Here is a 12871-nt window from a genome sequence, read left to right on the forward strand (position 1 = left end):
TGTTTATACCTCAACTTTCTTTTTATTTTTAGTTCTCTTAAAAGACCGGTTTCGATTCACCACATAAAGAATGAGAATTACGAATAGAAAGACAATAATACCTTTAATCGTATTCGCAAGCGCTGCATTAGAAACGAGATACTGTAACAACGCATTGCTATTCGTAAAGATAATCAACCCTCCTACGCATACCGCCAATACATTGACGGGAAGTATACGTACGAGAAAAGCTGAAATAGGAGCGGCAATCATACCACCCACACTTAATGCGATGACTAAGCCCCAATTAATTTGGCTCACGCCTAAAAAGATAATAAAGCTTAATGAGGCGGAAATCGTTACGAAAAATTCACTCGCAGAAACCGTTCCAATCGCATAACGTGGTTCCAGTTTCTTACTAGAGAGAAGTAATGGTGTGTTGACGGGACCCCAACCGCCACCACCTATTGAATCTAATATTCCTGCAATTAAGCCTTGAGGAATAATTAGAAAACTGTTTATCTTTCCGACTTTGTGTCCTTCAGATGGGTGATTTCTTTTAAATAAGAATTGGTACAAGATATAGAATCCCATCAAGAGCAAGAATGTCGCAATAAAGGGCTTGATATTGTCGCCTTTAATATGTGTGAGAAAGGCTGCACCTAGAAATGCGGCAATTGCTCCTGGAACCGCGAGTTTAATCATCGTCGGTTTGTGGACGTTCTTAAATTTGAGATGAGACGTTCCGGATGCTGCTGTCGTAGCTATTTCTGAAAAGTGCACGGTTGCTGAGACGATGGCTGGAGTTATACCAAACGTTAATAATATAGAGGATGAGGAAGCACCAAACCCCATGCCTAAGGAGCCATCAATTAATTGTGCTACGAAGCCCGCTAAGGCAAATATTAGTAATTTCCGCATATCCTTTCCGCCCCCAGTTCTTAATTAAGTTAATCTATCAAGATAATGAAGCATTTCTTGTTGTTGCGTGTTTGAGAAATAATCTTCTGAAAGCAGAGATTTCAATAAACTTTGCTTTTCTGAAGTGCTGAGCGAAGTATGTTTCACTTTGATTCGACACTGGTTAAGAAAGTCTATATAACTTTCATATGATTCGTCATACTTCGTCTCTAATTCTTTCTTTATCTGTTTCGTTAATTGTGGACTTGCTCCGTTTGTTGAGACGCTTAACGTCAATTTGCCTCTGTGAATGATACTTGGAAACGTAGCATTGCCCGCTTCTGCATTACTCGCTACATTCACTAAAGCAGAACTTGACGCTTCACGACTAATCGAATCGTTTAACTCGGAATTATCTGTAGTAATGATGATGAAATCTGCATTTTGTACATCATTGCTTCGGTAGCGGCGCGCCTGCCAATGAATCGTTCCCTGTTCTATCAGAGCGCGAATATCATCATGTACCTCTGGACTGATAACAGTAATGTTATGGGTATAGCGTACTACAACGTTAATGCGTCGTGCAGCTACCTTTCCTCCTCCGATTACGACTACGTCTTTATTATGCAAATCAACCATAATTGGCATGTGAGATGTCATCTTTTATACCTCTCTTTATCGTTCTACATTAGTTCACTTTGTATTTACTACTAGTGTACTAATTTAAAGTAACAGATGGTATGTTTTTAGCTAATGACATCTCCTTAAACCAACTGATCTTATCTCGTAAGTTCACTACTTCGCCTACGATAATCATCGCAGGATTCTGAATATCTTTCGCTTTAGTTACGATATCAGTTAAAGTCCCCACCACAGTCTCTTGTTGCGATGTGGTACCTAAACGAACGAGAGCGACTGGTGTGTCAGCAGCACGTCCGTTGTTTACCAACATCTGACAGATATAGGATAACTTTCTCACTCCCATGTAGACACATAACGTCTCAGGACCTTGGGCGAGATGTTCCCAGTGGATATTCTCTTCGATGTCATCTTTAGTCACCGCTGTAACGAAAGCGACAGAAGAACTATAGTCACGATGGGTAACTGGTATACCAGCATAAGCTGGTGCTGCGATACCTGAAGTAATGCCTGGTACAATTTCGAAATCGATATTGTTCTGTGCTAACACTTCCGCTTCTTCTCCTCCACGACCAAAGACGAAAGGATCGCCGCCTTTTAAGCGTGTAATCGTATGATCTTTTTTCGCTAAAGCAACCATCGTCTTGTTCGTTTCAGATTGTGGTAAAGAATGTCGATTAGGATCTTTACCACAGTAGAGAAACTTCGTATTTGGTTTAGCATACTCGAGAACTTCTCTATTTACTAATCGGTCATATAAAATGACATCAGATTGTTGAATTGCTTTTAAAGCTTTAATGGTTAATAAGTCAGGATCTCCAGGTCCAGCACCTACAAGAAACACTTTGCCCATCGTCTCACCACTTTTCTATTTAATATTTTTATGGAAGTCTGTACCATCTTCAGTCTTCTCAACGATACCTGCACGGATAACGTAATCACCGAAGTGCTCACCTTCCATCTTCTCTTTACCGTAATCAATAAGAATAGGTCGAAGGCTGTCGAGAATTTCTTTCTCATTAATATTCTCTTTGAACAATTTGCTGAGTCGGTCACCTTTAAAGCCACCACCAAGATATAAGTTATATTTACCTGGTGCTTTACCTACTAAACCGATTTCAGCTAAGGCTGGTCTTGCACATCCATTTGGACAACCTGTAATACGGATTGTAATTTCTTCTTCGTCGATATTCGCTTCATCGAGTAAGTCTTCCATTTTATCTAGTAATGATGGAAGGTAACGCTCTGATTCGGCCATCGCTAAACCACATGTTGGGAAAGCTACACATGACATCGCGTTACGTCTTAAACCAGAATAATGTTTACCATCAGTTAAACCATATTTATCAATAATTTCTTGAATCGTATCTTTATCTTCTGGCTTAACGTCAGAAATCACTAAGTTCTGATTAGGTGTAAGTCTGAAATAACCTTTGTGTTTATGCGCAATTTCTTTGATTGCAGTCTTTAACTTGTAATCTTCTGTGTCTTTCACACGACCACTGAGGATAAATAAGGTATAGTGATACATTCCTTTACCTTCAACCCATCCAAGTTGGTCCCCGTTATCTTCAAATTCGAAGTCTCTTGGTTCTTCCATGTTCCAACCAAGGCGTTCATTAATCATGTCTACTACAGTGTCGACACCTAAACGGTCGATAGTATATTTAAAACGTGCTTGTTTACGATCTTCACGATCACCATAATCACGTTGTACTGTGACAATCTTTTCGCAGACATCGATGATTTCTTCTTTAGGCACGTAACCAACGAGTTTACCAATTTGAGGATACGTATGTTCTTCACCGTGTGTCATACCCATTCCGCCGCCAATAAGCACGTTGAATCCGACGAGTTGTTCGTTCTCAACGATAGCGATGAGTCCAATATCTTGAGAGTACACATCAATATCATTAGACGGTGGTACAGCGATACCAATTTTAAATTTACGAGGCAAATATGTCTTACCATAAATCGGTTCTGCTTCTTCACTTTCATCTTTAGAATTGGCAACTTTTTCGCCATCTAACCAGATTTCGTGATAAGCACCTGTTTTAGGTGTCATATGATTACTAATATCATTTGCGAGTTGGTTCACTTCTTCATGAACATCAGACTGATTTGGATTAGAGTTACACATCACGTTACGATTGACGTCCCCACACGCCGCAATCGAATCAAGACATGCTTTATTTAAACCTTGCATTGAATTTTTTAAATTATGCTTTAATACACCATGGAATTGGAAGGTCTGTCTCGTTGTCAGTTTTAAAGTTCCATTCGCATAGTTATCAGCAATTTCGTCCATGGCTAACCATTGGTCTGTTGTCGCTGTGCCCCCTGGCAGGCGAACACGAATCATAAACATATAAGCGGGTTCAAGCTTTTGTTTACGACGTTCATCACGTAAATCACGATCATCTTGTTGGTAAGTACCATGGAATTTCGTGAGCTGAGTATCATCTTTAGATATGGAACCAGTTAAAGGATCATTAAGGCCTTCTACTATTGTTCCACGTAGAAAGTTACTGTCATATTTAAGCTTTTCATTGGGATGTAGAACTTCAAAGTTCTCTTCCCCTACTTCAGCTTTAGTCTTAACCATGAAATCTATCCTTTCCTTTAGTATATGTCCCGTTGATATTTCTTATCGCGTTTGAGTTGCTTTAAGAATTCTTCTGCGTCATCTTCAGAAATCTGACGCTCTTGACTGATGACTTGTTTAATCGCTTCATGTACATCTTTAGCCATGTATTTTTCATCGCCACAGACATAAATAGAAGCGCCGCGATCTAACCATTCATTAAATAACTTCGCGTTCTCTTTAATCTTATGTTGCACGTATACCTTATCGTCAGTATCTCTTGAGAATGCGACATCCATACGTTCTAAATAACCATCTTCAAGCCAAGATTGCCACTCTGTTTGATACAAGAAGTCTGTTCTAAAGTGCTGATTACCGAAGAACAACCATGTGTTGCCTTCTAATTCAAGTTCTTCTCTTTCTTGCATATAAGATCTGAACGGTGCAACACCTGTACCTGGTCCAATCATGATAACTGGCGTCTCTTCATCTTTAGGGAACTTAAAGTTAGGATTATGTTTGAGATAAATCGGTACTGTATCACCTGGTTCTATACGCTCAGCAAGTTGTATAGAACATACACCTGAACGATCACGTCCGTGCGCTTGGTAACGAGCCGCGCCTACGGTAATATGCACTTCATCTGGTGCAGCTTGATAACTGCTAGCAATAGAATACTCACGTGGCGGTAACTTACGTAACATACCGTATAAATCATCTGGCTTGAGTCCGTCAGGCTTAAAGTCTTGAATTAGATCGATTAAATCTCGACCATCGATATAAGATTTAATCCAATCAGAGTCCGCCTCTTTCTTAGCAAGTTCATCGTTATTGAATAGTGTAGCTGCTTTCTGAACTAACGGTTTAGTTAATCTTGTAATTTCGAAATGACGTGTTAACGCATCTTGTAACGTCATCTTATCTTCGTCTTCATTAATCACGATGTCTTGTTCAGGATCCCATTCCAGCGTTTCAATGAGTTGCTTAACAAGTTCAGGATCATTCTCAGGAAGTACGACTAAGCAATCGCCTGGTTCGTATTCTTCGTTGAAATCTTCTAACAATAGTTCAATATGTCGTGTTTCTTTCGCTGAACCGCGTCCATTTAGATTAATATTCTCTAATACTTCTGTATAGAAAGGATTGGCTTTAGAATGCTTTTGTTGCTTCTCAGATTGAATAGTTTCACTCACGACTTCTTCAGCTTGAGCCGTGCTCCCCGTTTCTTCGTTTAGCGCGTCTATAACTTTCGCAATCCATTTCTCAGCATCTTCGTCGTAATCAACGTCACAGTCGATACGTTCATAAAGTCTTTCTGCACCTAATTCTTCAAGTTTCGCATCGAAGTCTTTACCAGTTTGACAGAAATGATCGTACGATTGATCCCCTAACGCAAGCACTGAGAATCTTACGCCTTCGAGTTTCGGCGCTTTACGTCCATGTAAGAATTCATGAAGTTCAATCGCATTGTCTGGTGGATCCCCTTCACCATGTGTAGCTGTAACAATAAATAAGTCTTCAACCTTTTTAATATTACGTGGTTTAATTTCGTCCATACCTTTAACTTCCACGGTATGACCTAGACCTTGTAGACGCTCGCCAAACATTTCAGCTACACCTTGCGCATTTCCAGTCTCGGAACCATAAAGTACTGTGATATCTCGCGCTTTCGGTTGCGCAACGTTACTTTGAGCTGAGCCTGATGGAAGATTTGCGGTGCTGTCACTTGATGTAGCACCATCCATCGCTTCACCAGTCGTTGATCCGCTTATGTGTTGCGTTGCAGTAATGTACCCGCTGAACCACATCTTCTGTTCTGGTGTTAAAGATGCAAGTAATTCATTGGCTTTCGCTGCTTGTTCTTCAGTTAACGGACTGTTCGTCACATTTAAGTTCACTCAATGACACCTCTTATCTGCTATTTGTAGTAAAATTATTACAATTTAAGTTCGTAATTTATGTAGGATAGGAATACTGCCTTCCATTTCTAGAAAGCAATATATTCCTATCGCTAAACTAGGGATTATAGTTAAAAAATTTTACCCTATTAAGGTTTGGTTGTGTGTAAACCACATTCTGTCTTACCAAAGTTGGACCATCTACCTGCACGTGGGTCGTCAGAATTAAATACTTGAGACGTACAAGGTATGCAACCAATACTTGGATAATTATGATCATGTAGCTCATTGTAAGGAAGATCTTTCGATTTAATGTAGTCCCACACTTCATCTTCTTCCCAATAAATCAATGGACACACTTTGATAGATTTAAAACGTTCATCTTTATTTACGAAGTCAGTATTTGCACGTGTAGGTGATTGCGCACGACGCAAACCAGAAATCCATGCTACTGCACCTGAAAGTTCTTCCTCGAGTGGCTTAATCTTACGGATATAGCAACATTGGTTAGGATCTTTCTTCCACAATGCAGCACCGTACTCTTCAGATTGCTGTTCGAGTGTGAGTTCTGGTTTCTTCATCTTGATACGTAACTCTGGATACTTCTCTTGAACCCGGTCGATTAAATCGTACGTTTCTTGAAAGTGTAAATCTGTATCTAGAAAGACGATTTGTGCATTAGGTTTAACTTTATAAATTAAATCTATAAGCACCATGCTTTCGGCACCGAAACTGCATGAATAAACGATGTCATTACCATAAGTGTCGTATGCCCATTTCAACACATGGTATGCACCTTTCGTCTCGTCATCTGGCTCGAAATCTTTGAACGGGTCAGATGTGAAGTTATCATAAGTAATTACTTCTTCACTCATATTATAATGTTACCCCCTAACATTACGAGACCTATTCCATCCAAATCTTATCAACTTTGTCGGAATTATATGTTAATAAGGTAACCATTTTTTAATAGTAAGTCAAGCTTTTTTCTGAATATTACTAATAGATAGCGTCTTTTTATTTTCTCTAATCATTGCGATATCGCCATTCAAAATAATTTGTAGAATTTTACACATATTAAATTGAGTTGTTTTTCCCGCTCACTATAAAAGCCTGCGAGTTAGACTACCCGCAGACTTACCTAGTATGTGATTCAGTTTAAAACTTGTAAGATTGATCATCTTGTTGATTATCTTCTTCACTTTTCTTAGGAGAAAAAGGCGAAGTACTTTCACTTTCATCTTCATCTTGGTTGGATTGAGACGTTTGCTTTTCATTTGTAGTACTATTTTCATGTACAGTATTTGAATACTGAGAGTCAGCATACGACTGTTGAGTTTGTTCGTTATATAAATTATTCTTTTCATCGTTAAGCGTAACAAGTAATAGAATACCTGCTATAAGCCAAAGCGCTCCGGTAATAACAGCTGAACTTAATAAACTCAAACCACCAATAACAATAAGCATTATTCCAGCTGGCTTATCTTTCTTACCTATCCACGCTGTAGCGAGAATACTAACGACTAAACTTATAATAAAGAAGACAAATCCAATGGCTAAAAAGAAATTAAAAACTAATAAAGCTGCAGCATCTTCATCATCCATTACACTTGCACTATACATTGAAGTGAAATTAATAAATATCCAAAAGAGTATCAAAAGAATAAGCGCTAATATTTTCAGACCATTTCCAATCCATGCTAAAGTTCTAACAGTTGTCCGATTCATCTCGTTCACTCCTTTACTCTGTCATATTTAGATTATAATAAAAGAATTACCTTTTCAATATTATAAATAATTACTTTTAGAATTTTATACTTGTTGATATTTTTTTCTTGATAACTGGCATACATGATAAGCATGCTAGCATTAAACCTGATGCGCTAATAACAATGTATAAATCGTATCTAAGTATGGTGTATTGAGGTTATGAATTCGCGCCTTGTCATAGATATAACCCTGAATGTAGTCGATTTCGAGCGTCTTTCTATCCTTGATGTCGTAGTACATACTTGTCCCCATTTCGTCTGGGTAACCATCGTAAATATGCATAATATCGTCAATGAGCGTTGTTTCAAATTGAATACCTTCTGCCTGTGCAACTTGAAGACCATCGTTAATTAAATTTCTAACTAACTCACGCATCCCATTTACTTTTAACACGCGCGCCGTATCGTGACCTAAAGCAGTTACTGAATTGATGCCTAGATTTACCAATAATTTATACCAAATAGGCGTTTCAATATTGTCTTCAAGTTCTATATGCAATCCACTTCTATCAAGATCACGTTTCAGCTGTTGAGTGAACGCATCTCTTTGTAGATGTAGTATTTCGTCTCGAAAGTGCGTGACCGTATTCCCATCTTTCTGTCCACTGATATACACCACTGCTTGATAGATATGCTTGATGGATAAACGATTCAAATCTCGGTAACCGTTCTGGGCTAAGATAACGATGCTATTGTCATCTATTAGTTGTTCAAGATCATGCATTACAGCATCCAATTGATGCGCTTTTACTGCGACAAACAGCACATCAAAGGGAGCCTCTACTTTCTTAATATCCGTTACTTCAAGTGTTGTGCGTGACTGATTATTCCCTGGGTCATATTCAACCCTTTTATCTGAACGGCCAAGCAACTGAACCTCCTTACCAGTTTGGGCAAGCTCATACGCAATTGTTGTTCCTACCGCACCTGGTCCTACTACTCCGTATCGAGTCATCTCAACTTTCCTTTCCTTATAAAATTACCTATACTAATGGTAAGTATAGCAAATATGGGGAGGGCTTAAATTGAAACGATTAAAAGATTTAATGACTATGAAAGAAGAAAAAGAGAAAATCACCATGGTTACGGCCTATGACTATCCTAGTGCGAAACAAGCAGAAGAGGCTGGGTTAGATACCATATTAGTCGGTGATTCTCTCGGCATGACTGTTCTAGGATATGAAAGTACGGTTCAAGTGACACTTGCCGACATGATTCACCACGCACGCGCCGTACGTCGTGGGGCTCCGAACACGTTTATGGTCGTCGATATTCCGTTTGGAGAGGTTGGCGTAAGTGAATCTTATGATATTCAACAAGCAGTGAAGTTATATAGAGAAACCGATGCCAATGCGATTAAAGCTGAGGGTGCACATCTTACTGATTTTATTAAAAATGTAACGCGTATGGGCATTCCTGTCGTCTCTCATCTCGGTTTAACACCACAAAGTGTCGGTGTGACGGGATATAAACTTCAAGCTGGTACAAGAGAGGCAGCGCAACAACTGATTAAAGATGCTCAAGCAGTAGAACGAGCTGGTGCGATCATGCTGGTGCTTGAAGCAATCCCTAGTGATCTGGCTAAAGTGATTAGCGAAACAGTAACCATTCCAGTGATAGGTATTGGTGCTGGTCGTCATACTGATGGTCAAGTGTTGGTCTATCACGATATCTTACAATATGGTACAGATCACAAACCGAAATTTGTGAAACCGTATGCCGACTTCTCTATCGGTGTGCCGGCACTTACACAATACCGCGAAGAAGTGAAATCTCAAGCGTTCCCTTCTGATGAGCATACGTATAAGAAACAAATTATGAGCGAGGTAGAAGATCATGACTAAATGTATTACTACGGTTAAAGAAATGCAGAAGTTAACCTCCCAATTTAAACGTGAGGGTCAATCTATTGGTTTAGTTCCTACTATGGGTGCGCTCCATGATGGGCATCTCACAATGATGCGTCAATCTAGCGCCGAAAACGATATTTCAATTATTAGCGTCTTCGTTAACCCGCTTCAATTTGGCCCCAACGAAGATTACGAAGCTTATCCGAGACAGATAGAGCAAGATACACAAGCTGCAAGTAGCGCTGGTGTCGATTACGTTTTTGCCCCAAGTGTCGATGAAATGTATCCCAACACGTTAGGCATTACGTTGAAAGTCTGTCACATGGCTGAAGTACTTGAGGGTGCACAACGGCCGGGTCATTTCGAAGGTGTAGTGACTGTTGTTAATAAACTTTTTAATATTATTCAACCTGACCGCGCTTATTTCGGTAAAAAGGATGCACAACAACTTGCGATTGTAGAGAAGATGGTTCAAGACTTTAATCATCCTATTGAAATTCGTGGCGTTGATATTGTTCGTGAAGACGATGGTTTAGCTAAAAGTTCTCGAAACGTCTATCTAACTGAACACGAACGTCAGGAAGCTGTTCATCTGTCCAAAAGTCTAGCGCTCGCCAAAGAAATGTATGATGATGGCGAAAGACAAAGTGCTCATATCATCAAAGCTATAACAGATTATCTCCACAATCATACAAGTGGCGAAGTTCAAGAAGTGGCCGTTTATAGCTATCCAGAATTAGAGGAACAAGAAGTAATCAACGGACAAATCTTTATCTCACTTGCTGTGAAATTCTCGAAAGCCCGCTTAATAGACAATATTATAATTTAGATCTATAGGCAGGGTTCCATGCTTCGGAATTCTGCCGAAATTTTTTCTATCTTTATGTATCACTTTGTAATCCTTTTTAGTATTTCTCACTGTCTTTAGTTTAGCCATTTTAAAAATAACAAAAAACTGCCAGCAAGCTTTGAAGACTTGCTGACAGCTATAAAAATTCAAGTAAGATATTTAATTATCTCTTTGGCTTATTCTTCATCTTTCTTATTTTTACGACGTCTACCGAATAAGAAGATCGCGCCAAGTGCTGCGAATAATGTACCAAAGATTGTACCTTTGTTAGATTCGCTGTTACCTGTATCTGGTAAATCAACTTTATCTTGATTGTTACCTTGAGCTACGTGGTTATCTCCCACAACTACTGATGTTGTATTTGAAGTATGACCACTTGCATCTTGTTCAACCACTTGTACAGTGTCACCATTATTAAAATGCGTGTTTGCTGGTACAGTGATATTCCAAGTTCCATCATTATTCACTGTTGTCGTAGCAGTTGAACCGTCTGGGAACGTCGCGATGATAGTATTTCCTGGCGTAGCATTCTGACCAGAAATACCGTGATCATGTTGACCTATTGGATTAACTGCAGGTGCTGTTGGTTGGTTAGCGTTCGTTGAGTTAGAACCAGTGTTGTTATGATGGGCTGGTTGACCTGTATTGTTACCAGCTGAAGGGTTGCCGTTATTAGAACCATTATTGGTATTACCACCGTTGTTTGTTGATGGGTCTGAAGGTTGATCGTCTGAACCATTGTTACCTGGATCTACAGGTTGATCACCTGAGCCATTATTGCCTGGATCCACATTGTTACCTTCTTGAACTGTTACTTCAGCTGAATCTGATATGTTACCGTCTTTGTCTGTCGCTGTAACAGTTACTGTATCTCCTGGCTTCAAGTTCACATTGCTTGGAATATCAATAATATAGTTTCCTTGATCATCTGCAGTGCCAGTAGCTGTTGTGCCATCTGGGAATGTCACAGTCACTGTTGAGCCCGGTTCTGCATGGCCAGAAATTTGTGTATCACCATGATGAATGTCATTAATAGTCGGCGTTGTTGGCGCTGTTGTATCTGCAACGGTTACAGATGTTGGGTTAGAAGTGTTTCCATCTTTATCTGTCGCTGTCACTGAAACTGTTTCGCCACCGTTAAGTTTAACGTTATCTGGAATTTCAATTGTGTAATTACCATTATCATCGGCTGTTCCTGTAGCTGTTGTGCCGTCTGGGAATGTCACAGTCACTGTTGAGCCTGGCTCTGCATTACCTGTGATTGCTTTATCAGTACTGTTAACGCCATTAACCGTAGGCTCAGTAGGTGCTGTTGTATCTGTTACAGTCGTTGTGGCTGCATCAGAAGTGTTGCCTGCTTTATCTGTTGCAGTAACTTCAAGTTCTTCGCCACCATTAAGTGTCTGAGGTAATTCGATAGTGTAATTACCATTGTCGTCAGCTGTTCCTGTAACTTTTGTACCATCAGGTAACGTTACCGTCACTGTTGAGCCTGGTTCCGCTGTACCAGATACTGAATTATCGCTACTAGTTACATCATTAATTGTTGGCGTGTCAGGTGCTGTTGTATCTTTAACAGTTTGTTTAGTTTCTCCTGAGACGTTGCCATCTTTATCAGTGGCTGTAATTGTTACTTCTTCGCCGCCTTGTAAATCTTTCGGTAAGTCGATTTCGTAATTACCATTGTCATCAGCTGTACCTGTGATTGGGTCATGACCTGGAATGTTTACAGTAATTGTTGAGCCTGGTTCTGCCTTACCTTTAACTGATGGACTTTCACTTGTAATCTCATCAGCTGTTGGCGCGTCTGGTGCTGTTTTGTCTGATACTGTTGTTGTCGCTTTGTCTGAAGTATTACCTGCTTTATCTGTCGCAGTTACTTCGAGTTCTTCTCCACCTTTAAGGTTAACGCTATCAGGAATTTCGACAGAGTAATTACCATTGTTATCAGCTGTTCCTGTTGATATTGTGCCGTCTGGGAACGTCACTGTGACTGTTGAACCTGGTTCGGCTGTACCTGTAACTTCTTTATCTGTACTGTTTACGCCTTTAACCGATGGTGTAGCCGGTGCTGTCGCATCAGTTACCGTTTTCTTAGTTTCGCCTGATACGTTGCCGTCTTTATCTTTGGCTGTAACTGTAATTTCTTCGCCACCTTGGAGGTCTCTCGGTAAGTCGATACTGTAGTTTCCGTCTTGATCAGCTGTTCCTGTGATTGGATCATGACCAGGGATGTTTACAGTAACTTCTGAACCTGGTTCGGCTGTACCTTTAATAGTGTCGTCTTCACTATTTACATCGTCAGCTGTTGGCGCATCTGGTGCAGTCTTGTCAGCTACAGTTGTTGTTGCTTTATCAGACGTGTTTCCTGCTTTGTCTGTCGCAGTTACTTCAAGTTCTTC

11 protein-coding genes are annotated in these 12871 nt (G+C 39.8%); 2 read left to right on the forward strand and 9 right to left on the reverse strand.

The window, feature by feature from the left end:
* Window positions 1-3: 3 nt before the first annotated feature.
* The 8 genes from CD126_RS01970 to CD126_RS02005 form a co-directional block, all read right to left on the reverse strand.
* Window positions 4-900 carry a sulfite exporter TauE/SafE family protein gene (locus CD126_RS01970; RefSeq protein WP_002472641.1) on the reverse strand — a complete coding sequence of 299 codons (897 nt, stop codon included), beginning with the start codon at window positions 898-900 and terminating at the stop codon, window positions 4-6.
* Between the two features lie 24 nt (window positions 901-924).
* Window positions 925-1539, reverse strand: coding sequence for an NAD(P)-binding protein (locus CD126_RS01975; RefSeq protein WP_103369949.1), 615 nt, complete (start codon window positions 1537-1539; stop codon window positions 925-927).
* A gap of 58 nt (window positions 1540-1597) precedes the next feature.
* Window positions 1598-2371: a uroporphyrinogen-III C-methyltransferase gene (gene cobA / locus CD126_RS01980; protein WP_103369950.1), complete on the reverse strand. Its 774-nt coding sequence runs from the start codon at window positions 2369-2371 to the stop codon at window positions 1598-1600.
* A 15-nt stretch (window positions 2372-2386) separates the two neighbouring features.
* A complete protein-coding gene (locus tag CD126_RS01985) occupies window positions 2387-4123 on the reverse strand; it encodes an NADPH-dependent assimilatory sulfite reductase hemoprotein subunit (protein ID WP_049408269.1) in 1737 nt (578 codons plus the stop codon).
* 17 nt (window positions 4124-4140) lie between these two features.
* Window positions 4141-6000, reverse strand: a complete 1860-nt coding sequence (locus CD126_RS01990; protein WP_049408268.1) for an assimilatory sulfite reductase (NADPH) flavoprotein subunit — start codon at window positions 5998-6000, stop codon at window positions 4141-4143.
* Between the two features lie 149 nt (window positions 6001-6149).
* The gene (locus CD126_RS01995; RefSeq protein WP_002472657.1) at window positions 6150-6875 is read right to left on the reverse strand and encodes a phosphoadenylyl-sulfate reductase; all 726 of its coding nucleotides are present in this window, start codon (window positions 6873-6875) and stop codon (window positions 6150-6152) included.
* Window positions 6876-7158: 283 nt separating this feature from the next.
* Entirely contained in the window at window positions 7159-7728 is a 570-nt protein-coding gene (locus CD126_RS02000; protein WP_049408266.1) for a DUF4064 domain-containing protein, read from the reverse strand.
* Window positions 7729-7869: 141 nt separating this feature from the next.
* The gene (locus tag CD126_RS02005; protein ID WP_103369951.1) at window positions 7870-8724 is read right to left on the reverse strand and encodes an oxidoreductase; all 855 of its coding nucleotides are present in this window, start codon (window positions 8722-8724) and stop codon (window positions 7870-7872) included.
* A gap of 70 nt (window positions 8725-8794) precedes the next feature.
* Between CD126_RS02005 and panB the strand changes: the two genes are divergently transcribed.
* Both panB and panC read left to right on the forward strand, forming a co-directional pair.
* Window positions 8795-9613 carry a 3-methyl-2-oxobutanoate hydroxymethyltransferase gene (gene panB / locus CD126_RS02010; RefSeq protein WP_103369952.1) on the forward strand — a complete coding sequence of 273 codons (819 nt, stop codon included), beginning with the start codon at window positions 8795-8797 and terminating at the stop codon, window positions 9611-9613.
* On the forward strand, window positions 9606-10448 hold the full coding sequence (gene panC / locus CD126_RS02015) for a pantoate--beta-alanine ligase (protein ID WP_049408260.1): 843 nt from the start codon (window positions 9606-9608) through the stop codon (window positions 10446-10448). Before panB ends, panC begins: the two co-directional genes overlap by 8 nt.
* 197 nt (window positions 10449-10645) lie before the next feature.
* Here panC and CD126_RS02020 read toward each other — a convergent pair.
* Window positions 10646-12871 (reverse strand): Ig-like domain-containing protein (locus tag CD126_RS02020; RefSeq protein ID WP_142381348.1); only part of this gene is annotated, 2226 nt, incomplete at its 5' end.

The sequence above is a fragment of the Staphylococcus pettenkoferi genome (genome assembly GCF_002902685.1).
Lineage (GTDB): Bacteria > Bacillota > Bacilli > Staphylococcales > Staphylococcaceae > Staphylococcus > Staphylococcus pettenkoferi.